The 21,241-nt window shown below is 59.3% G+C and carries 22 protein-coding genes; 9 read left to right on the top strand and 13 right to left on the bottom strand.

Going from position 1 to position 21,241, the window contains the following annotated elements:
• Nucleotides 1-49: 49 nt before the first annotated feature.
• Nucleotides 50-874, top strand: a complete 825-nt coding sequence (locus tag ACTOZL_RS02550) for an arylamine N-acetyltransferase family protein (RefSeq protein WP_482476513.1) — start codon at nucleotides 50-52, stop codon at nucleotides 872-874.
• Here ACTOZL_RS02550 and ACTOZL_RS02545 read toward each other — a convergent pair.
• Complete coding sequence (locus ACTOZL_RS02545) at nucleotides 871-1,833, bottom strand: tRNA dihydrouridine synthase (protein ID WP_482476512.1); 963 nt, start codon at nucleotides 1,831-1,833, stop codon at nucleotides 871-873. The two genes, ACTOZL_RS02550 and ACTOZL_RS02545, sit on opposite strands and share 4 nt — an antisense overlap.
• Nucleotides 1,834-1,931: 98 nt before the next feature.
• Between ACTOZL_RS02545 and ACTOZL_RS02540 the strand changes: the two genes are divergently transcribed.
• The gene (locus ACTOZL_RS02540) at nucleotides 1,932-2,210 is read left to right on the top strand and encodes a serine proteinase (protein ID WP_482476511.1); all 279 of its coding nucleotides are present in this window, start codon (nucleotides 1,932-1,934) and stop codon (nucleotides 2,208-2,210) included.
• Between the two features lie 74 nt (nucleotides 2,211-2,284).
• On the opposite strand, the gene ACTOZL_RS02535 is transcribed toward ACTOZL_RS02540, so the two are convergent.
• The 3 genes from ACTOZL_RS02535 to ACTOZL_RS02525 form a co-directional block, all read right to left on the bottom strand.
• On the bottom strand, nucleotides 2,285-3,247 hold the full coding sequence (locus tag ACTOZL_RS02535; RefSeq protein WP_482476510.1) for a C40 family peptidase: 963 nt from the start codon (nucleotides 3,245-3,247) through the stop codon (nucleotides 2,285-2,287).
• A gap of 14 nt (nucleotides 3,248-3,261) precedes the next feature.
• A complete protein-coding gene (locus ACTOZL_RS02530) occupies nucleotides 3,262-3,552 on the bottom strand; it encodes a hypothetical protein (RefSeq protein ID WP_482476509.1) in 291 nt (96 codons plus the stop codon).
• A 183-nt stretch (nucleotides 3,553-3,735) separates the two neighbouring features.
• Entirely contained in the window at nucleotides 3,736-4,629 is an 894-nt protein-coding gene (locus tag ACTOZL_RS02525) for a helix-turn-helix domain-containing protein (protein WP_482476508.1), read from the bottom strand.
• A 373-nt stretch (nucleotides 4,630-5,002) separates the two neighbouring features.
• Here ACTOZL_RS02525 and ACTOZL_RS02520 point away from each other — a divergent pair, with 373 nt between their 5' ends.
• Nucleotides 5,003-7,378, top strand: a complete 2,376-nt coding sequence (locus ACTOZL_RS02520; protein WP_482476529.1) for a phosphoketolase family protein — start codon at nucleotides 5,003-5,005, stop codon at nucleotides 7,376-7,378.
• Nucleotides 7,379-7,472: 94 nt separating this feature from the next.
• Here the strand turns inward: ACTOZL_RS02520 and ACTOZL_RS02515 are convergent, their stop codons facing one another.
• The 3 genes from ACTOZL_RS02515 to ACTOZL_RS02505 all read right to left on the bottom strand — a co-directional run bounded on the left by ACTOZL_RS02515 (nucleotide 7,473) and on the right by ACTOZL_RS02505 (nucleotide 10,425).
• Nucleotides 7,473-7,946, bottom strand: a complete 474-nt coding sequence (locus tag ACTOZL_RS02515; RefSeq protein ID WP_482476507.1) for an NUDIX hydrolase — start codon at nucleotides 7,944-7,946, stop codon at nucleotides 7,473-7,475.
• 12 nt (nucleotides 7,947-7,958) lie between these two features.
• Nucleotides 7,959-8,744 (bottom strand): ADP-ribosylglycohydrolase family protein, encoded by a 786-nt coding sequence (locus ACTOZL_RS02510; protein ID WP_482476506.1) that lies wholly within the window; start codon nucleotides 8,742-8,744, stop codon nucleotides 7,959-7,961.
• 151 nt (nucleotides 8,745-8,895) lie between these two features.
• Nucleotides 8,896-10,425, bottom strand: a complete 1,530-nt coding sequence (locus ACTOZL_RS02505) for a sodium:solute symporter family protein (protein ID WP_482476505.1) — start codon at nucleotides 10,423-10,425, stop codon at nucleotides 8,896-8,898.
• A 169-nt stretch (nucleotides 10,426-10,594) separates the two neighbouring features.
• Here ACTOZL_RS02505 and ACTOZL_RS02500 point away from each other — a divergent pair, with 169 nt between their 5' ends.
• The 4 genes from ACTOZL_RS02500 (at nucleotide 10,595) to dapF (ending at nucleotide 12,783) form a co-directional block, all read left to right on the top strand.
• Nucleotides 10,595-10,891, top strand: a complete 297-nt coding sequence (locus ACTOZL_RS02500; protein WP_482476504.1) for a YciI family protein — start codon at nucleotides 10,595-10,597, stop codon at nucleotides 10,889-10,891.
• Between the two features lie 164 nt (nucleotides 10,892-11,055).
• Nucleotides 11,056-11,718, top strand: coding sequence for a DUF2178 domain-containing protein (locus ACTOZL_RS02495; RefSeq protein ID WP_482476503.1), 663 nt, complete (start codon nucleotides 11,056-11,058; stop codon nucleotides 11,716-11,718).
• Nucleotides 11,719-11,721: 3 nt separating this feature from the next.
• On the top strand, nucleotides 11,722-11,922 hold the full coding sequence (locus tag ACTOZL_RS02490) for a helix-turn-helix transcriptional regulator (protein WP_482476502.1): 201 nt from the start codon (nucleotides 11,722-11,724) through the stop codon (nucleotides 11,920-11,922).
• A gap of 21 nt (nucleotides 11,923-11,943) precedes the next feature.
• Entirely contained in the window at nucleotides 11,944-12,783 is an 840-nt protein-coding gene (gene dapF / locus ACTOZL_RS02485) for a diaminopimelate epimerase (RefSeq protein ID WP_482476501.1), read from the top strand.
• 81 nt (nucleotides 12,784-12,864) lie between these two features.
• On the opposite strand, the gene dapD is transcribed toward dapF, so the two are convergent.
• Nucleotides 12,865-13,560, bottom strand: a complete 696-nt coding sequence (gene dapD / locus ACTOZL_RS02480) for a 2,3,4,5-tetrahydropyridine-2,6-dicarboxylate N-acetyltransferase (RefSeq protein WP_482476500.1) — start codon at nucleotides 13,558-13,560, stop codon at nucleotides 12,865-12,867.
• A 96-nt stretch (nucleotides 13,561-13,656) separates the two neighbouring features.
• Here dapD and ACTOZL_RS02475 point away from each other — a divergent pair, with 96 nt between their 5' ends.
• Together ACTOZL_RS02475 and ACTOZL_RS02470 are read left to right on the top strand one after the other, a co-directional pair.
• The gene (locus ACTOZL_RS02475) at nucleotides 13,657-14,772 is read left to right on the top strand and encodes a M20 metallopeptidase family protein (RefSeq protein WP_482476499.1); all 1,116 of its coding nucleotides are present in this window, start codon (nucleotides 13,657-13,659) and stop codon (nucleotides 14,770-14,772) included.
• A gap of 168 nt (nucleotides 14,773-14,940) precedes the next feature.
• Entirely contained in the window at nucleotides 14,941-16,080 is a 1,140-nt protein-coding gene (locus ACTOZL_RS02470) for a pyridoxal phosphate-dependent aminotransferase (protein ID WP_482476498.1), read from the top strand.
• A 101-nt stretch (nucleotides 16,081-16,181) separates the two neighbouring features.
• On the opposite strand, the gene ACTOZL_RS02465 is transcribed toward ACTOZL_RS02470, so the two are convergent.
• From ACTOZL_RS02465 to ACTOZL_RS02445, 5 genes are all read right to left on the bottom strand, one after another.
• The gene (locus ACTOZL_RS02465; RefSeq protein WP_482476497.1) at nucleotides 16,182-16,829 is read right to left on the bottom strand and encodes a cell wall hydrolase; all 648 of its coding nucleotides are present in this window, start codon (nucleotides 16,827-16,829) and stop codon (nucleotides 16,182-16,184) included.
• 476 nt (nucleotides 16,830-17,305) lie between these two features.
• Nucleotides 17,306-18,082: an enoyl-CoA hydratase-related protein gene (locus ACTOZL_RS02460; RefSeq protein ID WP_482476496.1), complete on the bottom strand. Its 777-nt coding sequence runs from the start codon at nucleotides 18,080-18,082 to the stop codon at nucleotides 17,306-17,308.
• Between the two features lie 23 nt (nucleotides 18,083-18,105).
• Nucleotides 18,106-19,392 (bottom strand): polysaccharide deacetylase family protein, encoded by a 1,287-nt coding sequence (locus tag ACTOZL_RS02455; RefSeq protein ID WP_482476495.1) that lies wholly within the window; start codon nucleotides 19,390-19,392, stop codon nucleotides 18,106-18,108.
• Nucleotides 19,393-19,407: 15 nt separating this feature from the next.
• On the bottom strand, nucleotides 19,408-20,118 hold the full coding sequence (locus tag ACTOZL_RS02450) for a PHP domain-containing protein (protein WP_482476494.1): 711 nt from the start codon (nucleotides 20,116-20,118) through the stop codon (nucleotides 19,408-19,410).
• Nucleotides 20,118-21,227: a carboxylate--amine ligase gene (locus ACTOZL_RS02445; protein ID WP_482476493.1), complete on the bottom strand. Its 1,110-nt coding sequence runs from the start codon at nucleotides 21,225-21,227 to the stop codon at nucleotides 20,118-20,120. The genes ACTOZL_RS02450 and ACTOZL_RS02445 overlap by 1 nt, the downstream gene beginning before the upstream one ends.
• Nucleotides 21,228-21,241 lie beyond the last annotated feature (14 nt).

Raw genomic sequence — 21,241 nt, 5'->3', positions numbered from 1 at the left:
TAAAATAGGAAACATCCCATACGACGAAGGAAAAGAAGGAACAATCCCTATGGTAAACTTTGATTACATGGACTTTGAGCGCCTCAACGGCCCCCCTATGACCCAGGCGCAAATCGACGAATATTTGAACCGCATCGGCCTCAGCGGCCCCGTCTCCCTGAACCTGGCAGGGCTCACCCGTCTCCACCAGGCCCATCAGCGCAGTGTCCCCTTTGAGAACTTGGACGTGTTGGCAGGGCGGCCCATCTCCTTGGAGCGAGAGGCCTTGTTTGAAAAGATCGTCCGGCAGAAGCGGGGCGGGTTGTGCTCAGAAATCAACACCCTATACAACTGGCTGCTCATCTCCCTGGGCTTCCAGGTCATCAGCTACAACGCCCGGATCACCGGCTATGGCAAGATAGAATTTCGCCGCCACCGGGTCCTGGGGGTCAGCCTCAACGGCACCCAATACACCACCGATGTGGGCTCCACCCTGGAATACGCCCGCATCCCTCTGCTGCTCATGGGCAACATCATCCAGGAGGACGGCGCTTGCGAGTATATGTACAAAGAGGACCCCTTTTACGGCTGGGTCCAGTACCAGCGCTGCCCCGGTGAGGACTGGAAGTCCCTCTACGGCTTCTCCCTGGAACCCAACATCGACCTGGACTATGTCACCCCCACCTTTTATTATGCCCATCATCCAGACTCCGTGATGGTCCAGGCCCCCCGGGTATCCATCTACACCCCCGACGGCATCGTGGCCGTGCGGCGGCACTGCTACTTTGAGGAACGCAACGGCCAGGAACAGCTCTGCCGTCCCTTGGAGGACTGGGAAGAGGAAAAACGTCTGCTCCGGGACATCTTCCATCTGCCCACCGAGGGCATCGGTTAAGGCCGGAAATACCCACCATCGGGGCGCAGGTCCCGATCCCGGAAGAGGGCATCCACAGCAAAACGGTAGTCTGCCAGTGATTTGGACTTGCGGATGGCTTTCATATACCGGCTGGGGTCGTCAAACAAGGCGGCGTGGTAAAACCATAGCTCCTTCATTTTCCCCAGCACCGGCCGTTCCCCGGAGAGGGTTTCCCGGTAGGCCTCCAACAGGCGGTCGTGGAAGGTCCGCAGCTCCCCCTTTTCCAGGGGCGCTCCCCCCTGAAGCTGCCGCCCCAGGGCAGGGTTGGCAATCAGCCCCCGGCCCAGCATGAGCCCCGCCACCGCTGGGAACCGCGCCTGGATGGCGGTGCAGTCCGCCGGAGTGTTCAGGTCCCCGTTGTAGCACAGGGGCAGGCCGCTGTGCTCTGCCGTGTAAGCGAACGCCCCCAGGCGCACCGGCTCCCGGTAAAAGTCCTGGCGGACCCGGGGGTGAATGATAAGCAGCCGGATGGGATAGCGGTCAAAGATTTCCAGCAGAGTTGTCCACTCCTTTTCATCCTCCCAGCCCACCCGGGTTTTTACCGAGAGCTGGATATCCGGGGCGGCGTCAAAAACCCTTTGAAAAAAGGCGTCCAGGCGCTCCGGCTCCCGGAGGAACCCCGCCCCCTTGCCCTTGGCTGTCACGGTACCGGAGGGGCAACCAAGGTTCCAGTTGATCTCCCGATACCCCAACGTCTCCAGGCCTTTTGCGGCGGCGAGGAAATCCTCTGCCCGGTTGGTGAGCAGCTGTGGGACCAGGGTAAGGCCGTGGTTGTGCTCCGGCTGCAGGTCTGCAAGGCCCTTGTTGGTCAAGGGGCTGTCCCCGGTGGGGGCAAAGAATGGGGCATAATAGGCATCCAGGCCGGGGAACATAGCATGATGGATGCTCCGGTAGACCCAGCCGGTGATCCCCTCCAAGGGGGCAAATGAAATCTTCATAAGCATTCTCCCAAGCAATGGCATATAGTGTCAATAGGGCCCTGATACCACCTCAGGGCAAAACAACCGCTACATAATTTTTAGAGGAGGTAAACAAGATGGCAGAATGGAAAAACCTTGGGGAAAAGGCAAAGAACCTAACCCTCACCGGCCTGGGCAAGGCCAAGGACCTGGGCGAGAGCGCCAAGCTGAACCTGGACAATGTCTCCGAAGAGGAGAACAAGAAGAAGGCCTATGCCGAGATCGGCAAGTGCTTCGTGGCCGCCAACCCCGTGCCCCCAGAGGGCTACGAGTTCTGGTACCGCCAACTGGAAGAGGCCAACGCCAAGATTCAAGCCAACAACGCCCGGCTCTCTGAGTTGAAAGAGCCCATCTGATTGTTCCATCCCGGAAAGAGGCGCGTCGCAGAATAGCTCTGCAACGCGCCTCTTTTTTTGTCCTCTGACCGGCCTCAGATGATCCGCCGGGCTGCGTAGTAATGGTTGGTGTAGTAGGTAGAGTTCAAGTCGCTGATGATCACGCCGGTGGTAGACGTGGAGGCGTGGATGAACTTTCCGTTGCCGATGTAAAGCCCCACATGGCTCACCGTGTTGCCATCCCGGGAGAAGAGGAGCAAGTCCGCAGGCTGAAGCTGGGACTTGTCCACCGGGACACCGTTGCGCAGCTGGTCCCTGGACGAGCGGTTCAGGCGGTAGCCGAAGTGTTTGAACACGTAGGAGGTGAAACCGGAACAGTCAAAGCTGTTGGGGCCCGCTGCACCGTACACATAGGGGTAGCCCTTGAACTGAAGGGCATAGTTGACAATCTCCTGGGCCTTGGTGCCGTCGTACTCGGAGTCCGTCAGGCCGTCGTTGGTGTCCCCACCACCGTTGATCAAATCATCCACAGTCTTTTCCAGGATGAATTCTGCGGAGACGTAGCCGGTACGGCCGTTGCAGGCAATCTGATACCAGCCATCCACCTTGCCGGTGATGGCGAACAGGTTCCCGTCGTTGACAGTACACAGGATGGGATAGGTGGTGCCGGGGCCCTGGCGCACCCGCAGGGGGTCGCCACCGGCGTTCACGCAGGCAAACACCACGTCCTCCGGGTTTTTGGCCGTAACGGTGGCGCTGGTCTCCTGGCCGTTCTGATCCTGGTAGACCACCTGGAAGCTGCCCTGGGCCTGATCCCCAGTCACAGTGATGGGGCTGGTACCGTTGCCCTGGGCCTGGACGGCGGAAGCGGGCTTGTCCGTGCCCACCTGGATGGCAGAGCCGCTGCTTTGGGCCCGCTGGGCTGCCTGGGCAGCGATGATTTCACTTTCCGACGCCATCCCCTCGTCCCCTGGCGCGGCCAGGGCAGTGACGGAGAGGAGGGAGACGGCGGCCAGGGTGCAGGCCGCCACTCTCCTGCTGAATTGTGCAAGTCTCATTTGTGGCACCTCCCTTAGCGTGCGGCCAAGGCGCGCTCCAACCAGACAGAGGCAATGTCAATGGCCGCGTACAGGCTGTCCTTTTCGCTGCGCTTGACCACCCGGTCCCGGCTCTTCAAATCCGGGTCCGTGAGTTGGAGCTGGATGTTCACCTTGGTGGCCACCTTCAGGTCGCCCACCGGCTTGGTCTCCTGGATCTGCAACAGGATGATGTGAGAGTCGGCCATGTCGCCGTAGTAGATCAGATCGTCCTTCCGACGAAGGGGATGACCCTTATAAGTAAGGGGAATGGATTCGTTTGCCATAAAAACCTCCTGGTTGGGTGATGAAAGGGAATGCCAGCCTATAGGTGCAGGCTGACAGCAGGGCATTTGCCCTGTTCATAGATACTTCAATATACCATGGACGGCCGGGATTGTCAAATTCTTTTGCCTTGCCAGCAGAGGCCAAGGGCCGGCTATCCCTCTAGCAGCCGGCCCTTGGTCTGTTCAGTCCATTCCCCGATAGGGGTTCAACGTGATGTTCACCACCCCGCAGAGGATGCCCCCCACGGCAAACACCCACCAAGTAGTCCCCCACAGATGCAGGGCCAAGCCCAGCCCCACATAAACCGCCGTAACAGTGACCATCAGCCCCCCGCATATCATGCTGATGAGCCCCTTGCGAGCCTTCACCTCTGGGGTGGGGTTGTTCTCTCGGTTATACTTCTCCACATTATACTTCTCGCTTTGCAGACCGCCGTAGACAAAGGTCGTCACCGCCCCTGCCACAATGGCCAAAAACACCGCTGCCATCTGGTCCCCATAAAATTCCTCCTCTAAGAATTGCTCCCCCAGAGTCAGCAGCACCACGCCAAAGAGAATGGCCCCCACGCCGCCGGAGATGAGCCACACGAATTTTCTCTGAAAGGCGCTGCGTTGTTTCGGCGTATAGAAATCCACAATGGTGGGGTGCTCCTTACAAAAGGCGCTATATTGGATGCCGCTGGCCACCATCACCACCACTGACACCGTCACCACCAGCAGGAACAGGGCACAGCTCACCGCCTCCGACACGCCGTAGGCATCCAGAAAGCCCTGCAGTGCCACCCCCAGGAGAATGGCCCCCACGGAGAGGGCGATGCGCCAAGAAAAGACATCCATAAATCGGTCATACTGGGCAGTGTCCCCCTCCCTGCTCTTCTCCACACTGCCCCGGAGCAGCGTATCCAGGTCCACATCGTAGCGGTCGCACAGGCGCAGCAGCGTTTCCATCTCCGGAAAGCTCTGGCCCCCCTCCCATTTGCTCACAGATTGCCGGGAAACTTCCAGCTCCTCGGCCAACTGCTCCTGGGTCATCCCCGCCTTGGTGCGAAGGAATTGTAGATTGTCGGAAAATGCCATATCCATGTACCTCCTGTACTGTAATCTTGCCCTATCATACCTGGGCAGGGTCCGCAACGCCAGCAATTCCTTGTTGCGTTTGGATATTTCCATGTCGCGTTGCGGTTGCGCGGGGCCATTTCCCTCTATTTCTGCCAGGGCTGCAAGCTCCGCTTCAGTATCCGCCCTGACCAAGCAAGACAGCCTGCAAATCCCCTTGCCAGGGGATACCTTGGTAATAAACTGCATTTTATTTTCAATTTATGGCAAATAATGATTGATTCTTTCGCTGATTTGTATATAATATACATATATCCAAACGGAAAAGGAGGTTTTTCCCATGCCTAGAAAACCGAAAGGCACAGCGAAGCCCATCGCCAAAACATCCGCTCGGATGTCCCGTAAGGCTGCGCTCACTCCCACGCAACTGGAAAAAGTGGACGCTTACTGGCGCGCATCCAACTATCTCTCTGCCTGCCAGCTTTATCTACTGGACAACCCTCTGCTGAAAGAGCCCCTGCAGCCCGAACATATCAAGAAGAAAATCGTCGGCCATTGGGGCACCGTACCCGGTCAGAACTTCATCTATACCCACCTCAACCGGGCCATCGTCAAGTATGACCTGGACATGATTTACCTCTCCGGCCCCGGCCACGGCGGCAACGCCATGGTGGCCCAGACCTATATGGAAGGGGTATACAGTGAAGTCTATCCCAACATCAGCCAGGACCTGGAAGGGATGCGCCGCCTCTTCAAGCAGTTCTCCTTCCCCGGCGGCATCCCCAGCCATGTGGCACCGGAAACCCCCGGTTCCATCCATGAGGGCGGCGAGCTGGGCTACTCCCTGGCCCATGCTTTCGGCGCAGTGTTCGACAACCCCGACCTCATCGCCGCCTGCGTGGTGGGGGACGGCGAGGCGGAAACCGGCCCCCTGGCCACCGCCTGGCACTCCAACAAGTTCCTCAACCCCGTGGGGGACGGGGCAGTGCTGCCCATCCTCCACCTGAACGGCTTCAAAATCCACAACCCCACCATCTTCTCCCGCATCTCCAAGACGGAGATGGAGGACTTCTTCCGGGGCTGCGGCTGGGAACCCCGCTTCGTGGAGGGGGATGACCCCAAGGACATGCACCAGAAGATGGCCTCTGCCCTGGACTGGGCCATTCGGGAGATCAAGCGCATCCAGGCCAATGCCCGGGTCAGCGGCGAGGAGGCCCGGCCTGCTTGGCCCATGATCGTCCTGCGCTCCCCCAAAGGCTGGACCGGCCCCAAGGAAGTGGACGGCCAGGTGATCGAGGGCTCTTTCCGGGCCCATCAGGTGCCCATCGACATGTCCAAGCCGGAGCACCTGGGCCTGCTGGAACAGTGGCTGAAGAGCTACCGTCCCGAAGAGCTCTTCACCGACGACGGCAAGCTGGTCTCCTCCCTCCAGGAGCTGATCCCCCAGGGGGACCGGCGCATGGGTGCCAACCCCCACGCCAACGGCGGCAAGCTCCTGCGGGAACTGCGCCTGCCGGACTTCCGCCAGTACGGCATCGACATCCCCTCCCCCGGCGCGGTGGAGGCCCAGGACATGCTGGTACTGGGTGAGTTCGTGCGGGATATCGTAAAGGAAAACGAGGCAGCGAAAAACTTCCGGGTCTTTGGCCCCGATGAGAGCAAGTCCAACCGCCTCACCCCCATGTTCGAAGCCACCAACCGGGTCTGGAACGCGGAGACCGGCCCCAACGACGAATTTTTGGGCCGCAGCGGACGGGCCATGGACGCCATGCTCTCCGAGCACATGTGCGAGGGCTGGCTGGAAGGCTATCTGCTCACAGGCCGCCACGGCTTCTTCAACAGCTATGAGGCATTCATCCGCATCGTGGACTCCATGTTCGCCCAGCACGCCAAATGGCTGAAAACCTGCAATGAGCTGCCTTGGCGGCAGAGCATCGCCTCCTTGAACTATATCCTCTCCTCTAACGTCTGGCAGCAGGACCACAACGGCTTCACCCATCAGGACCCCGGTTTCCTGGACCATGTGGTGAACAAAAAGGCCGACGTCGTGCGCATTTACTTGCCCCCGGATGCCAACTGCCTGCTCTCCTGCTTCAACCATTGCATCGCCAGCCGGGACTATGTCAACGTCTTGGTAACCTCCAAGCATCCCCGGCCCCAGTGGCTGACCATGGAACAGGCGGTGAAGCACTGCACCCAGGGCATCGGCATCTGGCAGTGGGCCTCCAACGACCAAGGGGAAGAACCCGACATCGTCCTGGCCTGCTGCGGCGAGACCCCCACCCTAGAGACCTTGGCCACCGTCACCATCCTCCGGGAGCACTTCCCCGATGTGAAGGTCCGGGTCATCAACGTGGTGGATCTGATGCGCCTGCAGTCCGACAGCCAGCATCCCCACGGCCTGTCCGACCAGCAGTATGACATGCTCTTCACCAAGGACAAGCCCATCCTCTTCACCTTCCACGGTTACCCGTCCCTCATCCATGAGCTGACCTACCGCCGGAAGAACAAGAACCTCCACGTACGGGGGTATATCGAAGAGGGCACCATCACCACCCCCTTCGACATGCGTGTGCTGAACAACCTGGACCGTTTCCATCTCGCCATGGATGTGGTCAACCTCCTGCCGGAGAAGTTGGGCACCCGGGGTGCTTTCCTCATCCAACAGCTTCAGGACAAGCTGGTGGAGCACAAGCAGTATATCGCCGAGTACGGGATGGACCTGCCAGAAATCCGCGATTGGACGTGGAGCGACGGCAGCGCCGAATAACCAACCCTGTCTCATCGGCCCGTGTTTCCTCCAAAATACACGGTTGTACAACAAAAAGGCCAAGTCGCCCTTCCGGGCAGGCTTGGCCTTTTTCTCATACCTCCAACAGCGCCTTCCCATTCAACACCGCCTCCACCAGGGTGTCCCCCTGGTAGGATAGCTTTAAGGAGAAGAAAGGCACGTCCTGACGGAGCAGATCCAAAAAGATCTTGTCCCCCGTCCAAATGGGCAGGTCACAGACCTTATCTATGTCCACCCACTCCAAATCCCCCTCATCGCAGGGGAGTAGCTCCCCCTCCCAGGCGTCGGCGGTGAAGAGGTGCATATACTCCGTGGTCCAGCGGTCGGAGACGAAGGTGACCAGCCCCCGGTAGGCATAGTGGGTCAGGGTCAACCCCGTCTCCTCCTTCACCTCCCGGAGCAAGCATTCCTCGGGGCTCTCCTTGTCCTCAAACTTGCCCCCTACACCGATCCACTTCTCGTGGTTGATATCGTTCTCCTTCTTCACCCGGTGGAGCATCAGGTATTGCCCCTCCCGCTGGATATAGCACAGGGTTGTGTTCCACATATCCCTCACCCCTCAGTATTCCTTGGCGAAGCGGTCGTAAATGTTGCGCACCTCCCCATCGATGCAGCGCATGGCCTCCGCCCGAATGGCCTTCGGCACGCCGTAAAAGGCCGCCGCCACCCCACCGGTGATGGTGGCAATGGTATCGCTGTCGCCCCCAATGGAGATGGCCCCCCGGATGGCGTCCTCAAAGTCCTCCGCCTCAAAAAAGGCCTCTAGGGCTTGGGGGACACTGCCGGCACAACTGGTGTCCTGGGTATAGTCCTTGCGAATCTCGTCCAGGGTGAAGTCCAGGCGGTAGTAGCGGGTCACATGATCCCGGATGGTCTCCTTGTCCTCCCCTGTCCGGGCCAGATACACCGCCCCGGCCACAGCCAGGGCCCCGGCAATGCCGTCGGGGTGGTCGTGGGTCACCTCCGCGGAGGCTTTCGCCAGGGCTAAGCACTCCGGCAGGCTCTCCGCCACCCAGGCCACCGGGGAGACCCGTGCGGCACTGCCGTTTCCATAGCTGTTGTAGGGCTTGGGGTCGTCGCTGAGGAGCCAGCGCTCAAAGCGGGGGCCAAAGGCGAAACCCAGGTAGTGGTGACCCAGCCGCCGCAGCTCCCCCACCAGGTCGGTTTTGAACTGCTCCAAGTCCACCTTCCAGTCCTCCATAAGCAGGGCAGATGCCACCGCCGCCGTGAGGACGCTGTCGTCCGTCATACAGCTGCTGCGGCGAAAGAGGGGGAAATTTTTACTTTTCAGGTTCTTCCATTCATAGGGGGAACCGACAATATCACCAATGAGTGCTCCCAGCATGGTTGTGTCTCCCTTCTGTTGCTCGTTGTTCTCTCCGGCGCGTTCCGCCGCCGGACCTGTCTTGTCCCTTATTATACCCCTATTTTTCCCGTTTGCCAAGGCGGAGAAACAGAAGGGAAGCGCCAAGCAACGCCTTCGGGGAACCTTCCTGTTATTTCTGGGATGTCCCAGCCCCCACCGGGGCCTTTTTCCACCCCACAGCATAGCCCACGGCCATGATGGCCAGGCATACCGCCATGCCAAGGAACAGCGGGGCAAAGGGCAGGGCCAGGAAGTTCCCCACCAGCACGGCAATGGGCCCAGCGATGATGGCCGCCAGGGCAAAGCGACCGGGAATTTTCCCTTGGAACCACAGTCCGCCGCACAGGGGCAGAAATACCACCGCCCCCCGCAAGCCCATGGAGAGGAATCCAAAGTCGTTGATCATAGCCCCCGGCACCAGGATGGCCACCACCGCCGCCGCCGCCAGAATCACAAGAATGGTAGTCCGGGTGACCACCAGGTTGGTTCCGGACTCCCGCACCCGGGGGCTTTTCCGGGCAAAGATATCCGTCACCAAAATGGAGGCCATGCCCAGGGCCAGGCCAGAACCGCCCCCTACCACGGTGATGAAAAGGGTCCCCAGCACCACGCCCCCCAGGAGCTTGGGCATGAAGTGTACCACAAACACCGGGAACACCTGGGAGGTGGAGGCGATTGGAATCATCCCTGACGGCACCGCCTGTCCCGCAGCCTGAAGGGCCGCCACCTCGTCGGCAGTGATACAATGGCCCCGCATATACAGCCCAATGAGGATACAGGCCACCCCGATGGGGGGGATAAGGACTGCACTGAGCAGGGCCCCCTTCTTGGCCGCCCGATCTGTTTTGGCAGACCAGATGGCTTGGGCGTAGGTCTGGGTGGAGAGCACCCCCAGAAGCAGGGACAGGCAGGAGCCCAAATCCTTGGAGGCCCCTCGGGAGAACAGGGAGGTAAAGCGCTGGTGGACTGCCTCTGCCCCCTGCAAGCCGCTCAGCTCCCCCAGGGGGCTGCTGGCCAAGAGGGCCTCCAAGGTCTCCAACACGCCGTCATAGCCATTGGCCAGGCCGTAAACCAGGATACCCCCCACAATGGAGGACACATACAGCAGGATCAGCTTGGCCACCCCACCCATGCCTGCCCCCCACATACCCCCAAAGATCACGTAAAAGGCCATCAAGGCAATGGACAGCAGCGCCGCCACCAGATGGTTCAGGGGGAATATGGTGATGAGCAGGGCTGTGGCAGAGAGCACCTGGGCCACCACACTGATGAAAATACCGATAGAACAAAAGATACTCCCCAAAGTCTCTGCCTTGGGGCCGTACTCTTTGGAAACGATTTGTAATAAGGTGGCGCATCCGCTGCGGCGGTAGGGGGCTGCAAAGCCCAAGGCCAAGACCAGGCAGCCGATGCCGGACCCCAGGGTGAACCACCAGGCGGACATGCCAAAGGAAAAGGCCAGCTGTGCGGTGCCGATGGTGGCCTGTCCGCTGACCAGGGTGCCCATGATAGCCCCACAGACGATCCAGGCCCCGGCCTTTCCTCCCCCATTGGAGAAGTCCTCCCCAGAGCTGACCTTCCGGCCAGAATAGATACCAATCCCAATGATGAGAAAAACAGTGGCCAGGAGGCCAGCCACATGCAGGACACTGAGGGCCATACTCTCTCTTCCTCTCTCGATCTACAGGGTAACTCCCACGTTCTTTCCAAAAAACTATAGCACCAGTGATTCACCCTGTCAAGCGCTGGGAAGGATTGACAGGGCCAATCCCCCAGGGTATACTGGTGGCATTCTCGAAAATTTCCCAAGATGCAAAAGGAGGCACCGTATGTTTATCTTCAATCTAACCTATATCAAACCCATAGAGGAACTGGAAAAAGTCCTGCCCCGGCATTTCCAGTACCTAGACCAGCACTACCTGACCAGGGAATTTATCTGCTCTGGCCGGAAAATCCCCCGCACCGGTGGAATCATCCTGTGCAACTGCTCCACCAGGGAAGAGGCCGAGGCCCTCATGGTCCAGGACCCCTTTTATGTGGAGGGAATCGCCCAATATGAGCTCATCGAATTTGAACCCTCCAAGGCCTTGGAGGATTTTCGGGCTGTGATTTCTGGAGAACTGTAAACAAAACCGCTTTCAGCCCCGGTACAGAACACCCGTATATCAGCAATGCTTCCCTCTTCCCACTAAAAGAGATATATTTGTAACTTTTTCTTGACATCGCTTTCTGAACGTGATATATTTATCCCATTAAGAGATAAATATATCACTTCAAGGAAGGTGCCTCTATGATGAACAAAAGGAAACCGCCTCGGATAGCTCTCCTGCTGGGCGTGGCCTGCGCCGTCCTCCTGGCCCTGGCCTCCTGGTATTCTGTCCAGTACAACGACGCCCGCCTGGTGGCCCCCACGGACCTCTCCACCTACGTCTTTCGTCCCCAAGACCTGCCCATGCTCCTAGCCGCGCTCTTTCTGCTTCTGTATGTGCTGGGCCTCTCTGTCTGGCTGATCCGGGGCATCTGGGCGCGGAAGCGGCGGGGGCAAACCGCCCAGACCACCCGCAGCCTGAACCCAAAGCTGGGCTTCCTGGGACTGTTGGGCTTTCTGGGCTTCCTGGGATTCTGGTCTTACCCCACCCACCAAGATGTAACCCCCTTTTTCTTCTTCCTCTTCTTCGGCTTTTTCGGCTTCTTCTATGAGGGCAAGCTCTCTAACACGTTCATGGACGAACGCTTTCGGGAAAACCGGATGCGGGCGGAATACACCGCTATGAAGATCGGGTTCTCCATCCTCTTCCTGTCTGCAATCCTCCTCAGCCGGGGGAAACTGCTGGGCAGCTTGGAGTATAGTTTCATCGCCCTATCCATCGTCCTCTCTCTGGTGTTGGGGCTGGTGCTCTTTTTGCAGGAATACCTTCTCTACCGCTACGATCACAGCGACAGCGAGGAATAAGCCATGGCGGACTTTGTGTGCGAGCTGAAAAAATACCGTCAGTTGAAGGGGCTGACCCAGGAGCAGCTGGCCCAGCAGGTGGGGGTGCGGCGGGAGACTATCATGCGTCTGGAAAAAGCCCAGTACAACCCCTCCCTGAAGCTGGCCATCGACATCTCCCGGGCGGTAGAGGCCCCCATTGAGGAAATTTTTATCTTCGCATGAGTTTGGAAAGGAGTATGCCCCATGAATTTTTGGAAAATGAACGGCGCAGGTAATGATTTTATCATTTTGAACAATATGGAGGGGACGCTGCCCCCCTCTGCCCTCCCCCTGCTGGCTCAGGCCCTCTGCACCCCCCACCTGTCCCTGGGCGCGGATGGGCTGATGGTGGTGGAGCCCTCTGACCGGGCTGACTTCAAGATGCTGTTTTTCAACAGCGACGGTTCCGTGGGGGAGATGTGCGGCAACGGCGCCCGCTGCATCTGCCGCTACGGCTATGAGATGGGCCTCTCCGGGACGGAGCAGGTCATTGAGACCACCGCAGGCATCGTCACTGGGACGCGGATAGACCAGCGGCACTACCGCATCCGCCTCAACGACCCCACCACCGTTCACCTTCAGGAGACAGCGGTGGTCAATGGCAAGGCCTATCCCCTGGCCTATGTGGAGCTGGGAAACCCAGGGCTCCCCCACGCCGTGGTCCCCTATCCTGGCTTGGCCCAGGCAGACCCGGCAGCGCTGTTCCAGTTGGGACGGGCGCTGCGGTATCACCCAAACTTCCCCAAGGGGGCCAATGTGAACTTCTATGAAATCACCGGCCAAGATCAGGTCTTGGAAAAAACCTATGAGCGGGGGGTGGAGGACTTCACCCTGGCCTGCGGCACCGGCACCGGGAGTGTGGTAACTGTGCTCACTCTGTTGGGACAGGTCAGCGGACGAAACGTCCAAGTAACCATGGGCGGCGGTGTCCTCACGGTGGATGTGGACCGGAAGGATGAACAGGTCCAAAACCTCTGGCTCACCGGCCCCACCAACATTGTGGCCAAGGGGGAGATTTTTGACGAGGAATTGCCCAGCTTCTGAATTTCCCACGCAAAAAGGCTTTTCGGAATAGACCGAAAAGCCTTTTTGTGGTATACTACTAGGAAACCAGTCGGGGCAAGCTCACAGCTCCCGCAAGGCCTCCACCAAAGCGGTCTTTTCTGCCGCCTTGCCGTCCTTGCGCTTGAGGACCCGGGCAGGGACGCCGGCCACCACTGTGTCCGGTGCCACATCACTGACCACCACCGCGCCGGCGGCCACCACGGCCCCCTTGCCGATGCGGCAGCCCTCCAACACCACGGCGTTGGCCCCGATCATCACGTCGTCCTCTACCACCACGGGGACCGCACTGGCGGGCTCCACCACCCCGGCCAGGACCGTTCCCGCGCCGATGTGGCAGTTCTTCCCCACAATAGCCCGGCCACCCAGGACCGCGCCCATGTCGATCATGGTCCCCGCACCGATGACGGCCCCGATGTTGATCACCGCGCCCATCATGATGACGGCGTTGTCCCCAATCTCAACCTTCTCCCGGATCACAGCCCCCGGCTCGATGCGGGCGTTGATCCCCTTCATATCCAGCAGGGGGATGGCGGAGTTGCGGCAGTCGTTCTCAATGACCACCTTGTCCAGGTCCCCGGCCTGGGCCTCCAAAACGGGGGCAATGTCCTTCCAGTCCCCAAAGATGATCTTGCTCTCCCCACAGGGGAAAACGGTGGCATTGGGGAAGTCCACGGGGCGTTTCTCCTGGACAAAGACCCGGACGGGGGTTTTCTTCTCTGCTGTTCGGATGCGTTCAATGATTTCCTGTGCGTCCATACTGGGTTCCTCCTTTTGTTTGGCCTACAGGCAACAAATAAATCATGCAAAAGTATACCATCTCTCCTGCATAAATGCAAGAAGAAGGGAGCCATCATGTCCGTGATCACCCACCGCCGGGCACTCCACCAGATCCCTGAACTGGACCGGGAGTTGCCCAAAACCCTACATTACCTACAAAGCATTCTGCAACCCCTGGGCTGTGCCCTGTCCAGTCCCATCCCCGGCGCCCTGTGCGCCTTTTTCGATTTTGGCCAGCCTGCCGCCATTGCCTTTCGCAGCGACGCAGACGCCCTGCCCATTCAGGAGAACACCGGCCAGAAATTTGCCTCCCAGCACCCTGGTAGGATGCACGCCTGCGGCCACGACGGCCACATGGCCATGCTCTTGGACCTGGCCCAATGGCTGAGCCAGCAGGCCCAGCTTCCCCACAATGTCCTCCTGGTCTTTCAGCCTGCGGAGGAAACCACCGGAGGAGCCAAGGACCTGTGCCAGAGCGGCCTGTTCACCCAGCACAATGTCCAGTGTATCTTCGGGATGCACCTGTGGCCTGACCTCCCCGCCGGGGTCATCGCCAGCCGGAAAAACGAGCTGATGAGCCGTTCTTGTGAGGTCAGCGTGGAAATCACCGGCCGTTCCAGTCACATCGCCAAGGCAGAGGAGGGCATCGACGCCCTGGCCGCCGGGATGGAATTTTACCGTCGGGCGGTGGCCCTAGAGCAGGCACTCCCCCCCCAGGTATTCCGTCTGCTGAAATTTGGACGGATGGAGAGCGGCACGGTGCGCAACGCCGTCAGTGGGAAAACTGTCCTTCTAGGGAGCCTGCGGGCCTTTCAGGACGATAGCTTTTTCCAGCTCCGGGACGGGCTGCAAGCCATCGCCCAGGCAGTGGCCCAGGAGAGCGGGTGCACCGTGTCTGTCCACACCAGCGACGGCTACCCCGCTGTTTGGAATCCCCCCGACCTCTACGACCAGGTCCGTGCCTGTGGGCTGGATTTTGAGGCATTGGACAAGCCGGTGATGATTGCCGAGGATTTCTCCTGGTATCAGCGCCAACTGCCGGGGCTGTTCTTCTTCCTGGGTACCGGCCCCTCCCCTGCCCTCCACGCCAACGATTTCCACTTCGACGAGGATATCTTACAGACAGGGGCAGACTTTTGGAAGGCCCTGGCCCAGCGCTTCCAGGGCTTCGTCCCCACTGGCAGCCCATAATTTTGTGGCTTTATTTTTGATATGATGCAGCTGCAACAGAAATTTCCCCTCGTTTCTGCTATCCTGAGAGAACAAAAGCATGTAAGGGCGCAGGATCGGATTCGTCTTTTTGATTCAATCGTATGTTTCATTTCATTTTACAATCTTTTTTCTAGGAGGAACTTCCCCATGACTGAGCTTTTGAACCGCAACCTTCTGTCCCTGAACCCCCATGACCCCCAGCGTTTTGTGGCGCTGGCAAAGGACACCGAGGACTGCCTCCTGCTCACCCTCAGTGAGCCCGACTTTGGCATCTCCGACGTGGTGCGCACCAACATCCCCAAGTCCCTGGAAATCGGCCGGACCCACTATATCCCCACCACCGGAGACGACAGCATTCGCGTGGCTATCGCGGACTTTGAGCGCCGCACCATGAACCTGGACTATAGCCACGACGAGGTCATCACCACAGTGGGCGGCACCGAGGCCCTGTTCCTGGCCCTTCAAGGCACCCTAAACCCCGGCGACGAGGTCATTATCCCCCGCCCTGCCATCGACCTCTATGAGAACATCACCCGCCTCTCCGGCGCCACCCCTGTGTTCCTGGACACCACCGAGGACAGCTATCAAATCCAGGGTGAGAAACTCAACACCTTGGTCACAGACAAGACCAAGGCCATCGTCCTCAACTCCCCCAACAACCCCACCGGCACCATCCTCACCGCTGAGAGCCTCCAGGCCGTGCGGGACGCCGTGGCTGGAAAGCCCATCTTCGTAATCTGCGACGATGTGTACAACCGGGTGGTCTATGAGGGAACCTGCCCCTCCTTCGCCGCCACCTACCCGGAGCTGAAGGAGCAGACCCTGGTGGTCCAAAGCTTTAGCAACTCCTACGCCATGGCCGGTTTCCGCATGGGCTACCTCCTGGGCGCCAAGGCAGTCATTGAAAAGCTGAGTTTCCTCCACACCGCCACTGTGAACTCCGTGGTGGCATTCAACCAGGATGCCGCCATCAACGCCCTCCACTCCGACATTATGGGTATGGTCTGGGCCTATGACTCCCGGCGCAAATTCATGGAGGAGAAGCTCACAGCCCTGGGCCTGGACTATGTGGCCCCCCAGGGAGCCTTCTATATCTTCCCCTCCATCCAGAAGTTCGGCCTGGACTCTGAGACCTTCTGCACCCGCATGATCCAGGAGGCCAAGGTGGCCGTGCTGCCCGGCAGCTGCTACGGGGCTGAGGGCTACGTCCGCATCTCCTACAGCGCCCCCATGGGCAACCTCCGCGCCGCCATGGTCCGTTTCGAGAACTTCATCAAGTCCCTGTAAGAAACCTCAACACAAAAAAGCTGTCTCACGCTTGATGCGTGAGACAGCTTTTTTACTGTTTGATTGTGTGGCGCACTCTCCGCAAACCATGCAAGTCTTGCTTAATAGCAGAAGTAGCTTGTGCTAGAGAACCAGCCGCTGTTAAAGTACACGCTCTTCCACACGCCCTTGCCCTGGGTGAAGTTGGCCTGGAACACCACGTTGGAGGGCATAGCCACCCGGCCCATCATGGCTTTCTTGGCGGCAGTGACACTGCTGGCATAATTGATGGAACTGGCATTCTTGGCGGCCTGTGTGGATTCCACTGTGGCGTACTTCCCGGCATACTGGCCAGGCTGGGTGATTACGCCCCGGATGCTGTTGGGGAAGCGGCTGTCCCCCACCCGGTTGAGCACCACCTGGGCCACATACTCCCGGAGCTGGTCGGTGGTGCTGCCCGCCTCATAGTAGACAGCAGTGGCCAGGATGCGGATATCCTCATCGGTATATTTCGCCAGCCGGTTGTAGGCGGCGATCTCCTGCTGGGCCTCGTTCCAGGTGGCCTTGGCAGTCTGAATGTAGGCACTGCTCTCCTCATACCCCATCTGGCGCATGGCCTGGGCGGCCTCATGGGCCTGGGCCTGCACGGTGCGTTGCTCGCTGATCACCGCCATGCAGGTGGTATAGTTGCTGTCCGCGGCGGCGGCCGCAGGGAGCATGGCTGCCACAAGGGTCAAGCTGAGGACGGCTGTTGTCAAAAACTTCTTCATCACGAAAACTCCTATCAACGCGAAGAGGCGCACTCGCCATCGCTTACACAAACGCCAGTGCGGACTTGGCAGGCATCGCCAAGGCTAAGCGGCGGCAAGGTCCAGGCCCCTCCTGGTCCTATGGTTCGGCCTGCTCTGTTTTTATCGCAGGTTCGTTTTGGCGCTTGCAGGGCCGATTATACAGGATGTTTTCCGTGATTTCAAATCCACCAAATTCGCGAATTTTGCGATTTTTCTTTGTGGATTTTGTTTAGAGTAACCGAAGTCCTCTGCCCTTTTTCTTGTGATTTTAGGCAGAGTGTCTCTAAATTGTTTTTCTTTGTTACCCTTTTGTTAATAAAATGGCTCCATTTTGTTATCCTTGAACAAAAATACCACCAAGCTGACAGGGGTCAGACAGGCCTTTCCCAGGAATACTCCTTGTGTATCAAGGGGTTTGGACTTCGTCAAAATGCACTTGGCAAAATGACGAAAAATTAAAATTCGCTGAAATTGGGCTTGCGGCGCTCCAAAAAGGCAGTCATTCCCTCCTGTTTATCCTGGGTGGCGAAGAGCAGGCCCAGCAAATCCTGCTCCTTGGAGCAGCCACTTTTCATGTCTGCGCTCATGCTGACGTTGATGGCCTGCTTGGCCATGGTCACGGCAAAGCTGGCCTTGGAGGCGATTTTCTTTGCCATAGCCATACAGGTATCCATCAGCTCCGCCTGGGGGACCACATGGTTGGCAAGGCCCATACGGTAGGCCTCCTGGGCGTTCACCTGGTCGCAGGTGAAGATGAGCTCCTTGGCCCGTCCCACGCCGATAATCCGGGACAGGCGCTGGGTGCCGCCACCCCCGGGGAGGATGCCCAGCCCCACCTCTGGCAGACCGAAATGGGCATTCTCTGCCGCCATGCGGATGTCGCAGGCCAGGGCCAGCTCACAGCCCCCGCCCAGGGCGTAGCCATTGACGGCGGCGATGGTTACCTGGCGCATATTCTCCAACAGGTCTCCAGCCTGGTGGGTCAACAGGGCCAGTTCCTTGCCCTCCTTGCCGTTCTGGTGGACCATCTGGGCGATGTCAGCCCCGGCGGCGAAGGCCTTATCCCCTGCCCCGGTGAGGATCACCACCCGCACCTGGTCGTTGGCCTCCACCTCTTGGAGGGTGGCGGAAATTTCCCGAAACACCTGGCTGTTGAGGGCATTGAGGCAGTCGGGACGGTCAATGGTCACCACAGCCACCGGTTCCTGGATGCTCAGTTTCACATACTTCATGGTCGCTTCCTCCTACATATCTCTTATTTCTCGCCTTGGAATGCCCGGTAGACTGCCCTCCTGGTAAATCCCGTCTCCGGCGGGAAAAATTCCTTGGGCAGGCTGGTCACAGGCCCATCCGGGTCCATGGCGTATTTTAAGATTCCCTGTTCTGCGCACCAGTCCATGGCACCCCAATAGGCGTGTTCATGGTTGCCGGTCTCCCGAATCCGCCGGACACGGCGGCCGATGGCCTCCCCACGGGGGGCTAAGAGCATGGCCAACTCCCCCCAAGTCATGGGGGCATCCAGGCGCAGGCGGTTGTCGGAATAGACGATGCCCCGGGTCCGCTGCAGCGTTTCCAGGGTTGCAAAGTCCGGATCCTCCCGGCCCACATCGGCAAAGGGGCTCTCCTCCATGAGCTGGGATACCGTAACCACCTGGTAATCGTAGCGCTTCAACAGCTCCAACTGCTTTCTCAGCCCAAAGGCCACCGGGGTGCGGCGGGACATGTTGTAGCCGTCTTTTTGGAAGATAATCTGTCCAGCCAGGGCATTGGGGTCCTCTGCCAGGGCCCTGGCCATGGGGGCGGTCATGGCCTCGACCTCCGCTTTTAAGGTCTCCTCGGCAGACCCACGGTTCACCGGCAGCCAACCCGCCCCGTCAAAGGAGGCGGCCATGTACTGATAGCCCAGCTGGTCATAGACATCGTAACTGCTAAAGCCCCCGGCCATCTTGTCCACATAGTGGGGTGGACGGCCCATGGTGATCTCATATCCGTACTTCTCTCGCAGGAGCTTGTGGAGGCGGTTCAAATCCTCCACGGCGGCGTCCAGCCCCTCTAGGTAACTGCGCTTGCCGTAGACAAAGGGCTTTTTCCCAAAGAGGACGTGGCGGTAGCCATGGTTGGTGATCTGGTGCCCTTCCTCCAAGATGCGGCGGATCAAGCGCTCGTTGTTCACCGCGCCCCCCCGCTCGTCCTGGTTGATGTCCGGGTAGTGGTCGAATTTCACCCCACCCCAGTCCGCTTGGCCGTTTTTGCCAGGGGTGTCGGGGTAGTTCTCCCCGGTGTCCCCCACCACGTCGAAGGTCCCCAGGGCATCATATTCCTTTAATATATCCAACAGAACGTCCGTCAATGCCCGGCCGCTGAACTTGTCCGGCGCCGCCGGCAGGTCCATGGGGCCGTCGTCAAAGGTCATTGCCACCAAGCGCTTCGTGGTCCGAACCCGCTCAATGCGCCGGGTGTAGCTGATGTGGTGCTTCTCCTCAGGCAGGAACCGCTTCAACACTTTTTTCCCGACTTTCCCCGCCTTCACAATGATCGACATACTCTGCGCTCCTTCCTATTTTACAAAATCCCTCCAAGCACAGCGGACGGCAAAGGCCGCCCACTTTCCGTAGCGTACCAGGGATCCATTGGTCTTTTTCAGTTTGGTATACTGGCTCCGGGCCACCCACAGGGCCCGACCGTCCCGGCCACTCACCTGGCCCTTCCCCTCCAACAGGGCCCCCCGAAGGGCGGGAAGGGTGCAGGCTTGGGCCTCCACCAGGATGCGCCCGTTGCCGATCTCCTGGGGCAAGTGGGCATCGCTGCCGGCAAAGGGGGGCAGGCCCTGGGCCTGGGCAAAGTCCGCCGCCATCTGGTTGGCCCTGGGGTTTTTCCGGTTGGCCCGGCTGTTCCAGACCTCTACCCCATCTAGGGACGGAACCAGGGGGAGGAGGGGTTCCACCTCCCGCCGGTACTGAAAGGGATGGGCCAACACTGCCAGCCCCCCCTTCTCCCGAATCTCTGCCGCGCTGGCAGGCAGGTCTCGGGAACCGCTGACATGCTCCACAAAGAGGCCCAGCAGATGTCCCTGGGTGGTGGAGACCTCCACCCCAGGGATCAGCAGCACCCCGTTGCACTGGGCAGGGCCGGTGTAGGGCAGGTCGTGGTCACAGATGGCCACAGCATCCAAGCCCCTTTCCCGGGCAATTTTGGTAATTTCCTCTACCCCCATCCGCCCGTCAGGGGAGCGGTTGGAGTGGACGTGCAAATCAAGACTCAACTTCATCAGTGGTTCCTCAAGCTATTTCTCAAATAGGCCCAGTAAGCACCCATATCACCCTTTCGCTTTAGGGCCTCCGGAACCAAGAAAAAGTCTGCCACACCCGCAAAGGCCTCCACAAACTTCCCATGGCGCAAATAGGCCAGGGTGGCCAGACCATCGTTGAAGAGGTACCGCATCTTGATCCCCAGCTCGTAATCCTTGGGGGTATACTGGCAGGGCTCCCCGGCAGCAGCTTGGGCATAGAGGCTGGCAAAGGGGCTTCCGCAGCAGGCAGTGAGAGGGAAGCTCCCCCACACCCGTGGGTTCACCTCCAACACCCGGTTGTCCTTGAACTCCACCATGGCCATCCCCACAAAGCCGAAGCTGGCCAAGAGGCGGTGGGCCTGGTCGATCTTTTTCTCGTTGTAAAAGCTCATGCAGCAGGTGGAGGGCCCCCCGGTGATGGGGTACTCCCGCTCCCGCCGGTGGCACAGGGCACACAGGAGCTGGCTCTCCTCCCCCAACAGGAGGTTCACACCCTCCCCATACCCCTCCAACATCTCCTGTACAATGGGGGTATCATAACTGGACATGGCCTGGTAGTTCTCCAAATATTCCTCCTGGTTGTGGGCAATCACATAGCGGTCCGCAGCTTTCAGGCCGAACTTTTCTCCACAGTGGGGCTTGAGGACCACCGGGTACTTCTCCGGCACCCCGTCGTATTCCTTGGGCACAGGAATATCCAACTCCAAGGCCCGTTGGTGGACGATTTCCTTGTCATTGAGGTCGTCCAACACCTGGGATGGGGCGATGAGGAAGTCCGCCACCTGGGCAAAACGCTCCCGCTGGCGGCTGACCATATTCAAGCTATCCGCCCCCACGCAGAAGAGGATGGGGCGGTCAAATTCTTGGAGATAGGCCAGAAGCCGGGGGGCATAATCCGCATCCTTACAGCTCCCCTTCAGCCATCTCACCTTGGCGGCGTAGCGGGATTGAAAGGCAGCGGGCGTCACCGGGCTGTCCGCCTGGGTCTGGGTCACCACCACCCGGTATCCCGCCTCCCCCAGGCTGCGCACTGCGGCCAGAGCGGCGCGGTAGCGTCCGTCCGTGACCACCACAGTTCTATTTTTCAAGTGCATTCTCCCCT

The sequence above is a fragment of the Evtepia sp. genome, assembly GCF_056797215.1.
This window is presented reverse-complemented; position numbering and strand designations above follow the sequence as displayed.

Coding starts and splice junctions, on each gene's coding strand:
- ACTOZL_RS02550 (WP_482476513.1), top strand. CDS start 50: ATGGTAAACTTTGATTACATGGACTTTGAGCGCCTCAACGGCCCCCCT.
- ACTOZL_RS02545 (WP_482476512.1), bottom strand. CDS start 1,833: ATGAAGATTTCATTTGCCCCCTTGGAGGGGATCACCGGCTGGGTCTAC.
- ACTOZL_RS02540 (WP_482476511.1), top strand. CDS start 1,932: ATGGCAGAATGGAAAAACCTTGGGGAAAAGGCAAAGAACCTAACCCTC.
- ACTOZL_RS02535 (WP_482476510.1), bottom strand. CDS start 3,247: ATGAGACTTGCACAATTCAGCAGGAGAGTGGCGGCCTGCACCCTGGCC.
- ACTOZL_RS02530 (WP_482476509.1), bottom strand. CDS start 3,552: ATGGCAAACGAATCCATTCCCCTTACTTATAAGGGTCATCCCCTTCGT.
- ACTOZL_RS02525 (WP_482476508.1), bottom strand. CDS start 4,629: ATGGCATTTTCCGACAATCTACAATTCCTTCGCACCAAGGCGGGGATG.
- ACTOZL_RS02520 (WP_482476529.1), top strand. CDS start 5,003: ATGTCCCGTAAGGCTGCGCTCACTCCCACGCAACTGGAAAAAGTGGAC.
- ACTOZL_RS02515 (WP_482476507.1), bottom strand. CDS start 7,946: ATGTGGAACACAACCCTGTGCTATATCCAGCGGGAGGGGCAATACCTG.
- ACTOZL_RS02510 (WP_482476506.1), bottom strand. CDS start 8,744: ATGCTGGGAGCACTCATTGGTGATATTGTCGGTTCCCCCTATGAATGG.
- ACTOZL_RS02505 (WP_482476505.1), bottom strand. CDS start 10,425: ATGGCCCTCAGTGTCCTGCATGTGGCTGGCCTCCTGGCCACTGTTTTT.
- ACTOZL_RS02500 (WP_482476504.1), top strand. CDS start 10,595: ATGTTTATCTTCAATCTAACCTATATCAAACCCATAGAGGAACTGGAA.
- ACTOZL_RS02495 (WP_482476503.1), top strand. CDS start 11,056: ATGATGAACAAAAGGAAACCGCCTCGGATAGCTCTCCTGCTGGGCGTG.
- ACTOZL_RS02490 (WP_482476502.1), top strand. CDS start 11,722: ATGGCGGACTTTGTGTGCGAGCTGAAAAAATACCGTCAGTTGAAGGGG.
- dapF (WP_482476501.1), top strand. CDS start 11,944: ATGAATTTTTGGAAAATGAACGGCGCAGGTAATGATTTTATCATTTTG.
- dapD (WP_482476500.1), bottom strand. CDS start 13,560: ATGGACGCACAGGAAATCATTGAACGCATCCGAACAGCAGAGAAGAAA.
- ACTOZL_RS02475 (WP_482476499.1), top strand. CDS start 13,657: ATGTCCGTGATCACCCACCGCCGGGCACTCCACCAGATCCCTGAACTG.
- ACTOZL_RS02470 (WP_482476498.1), top strand. CDS start 14,941: ATGACTGAGCTTTTGAACCGCAACCTTCTGTCCCTGAACCCCCATGAC.
- ACTOZL_RS02465 (WP_482476497.1), bottom strand. CDS start 16,829: ATGAAGAAGTTTTTGACAACAGCCGTCCTCAGCTTGACCCTTGTGGCA.
- ACTOZL_RS02460 (WP_482476496.1), bottom strand. CDS start 18,082: ATGAAGTATGTGAAACTGAGCATCCAGGAACCGGTGGCTGTGGTGACC.
- ACTOZL_RS02455 (WP_482476495.1), bottom strand. CDS start 19,392: ATGTCGATCATTGTGAAGGCGGGGAAAGTCGGGAAAAAAGTGTTGAAG.
- ACTOZL_RS02450 (WP_482476494.1), bottom strand. CDS start 20,118: ATGAAGTTGAGTCTTGATTTGCACGTCCACTCCAACCGCTCCCCTGAC.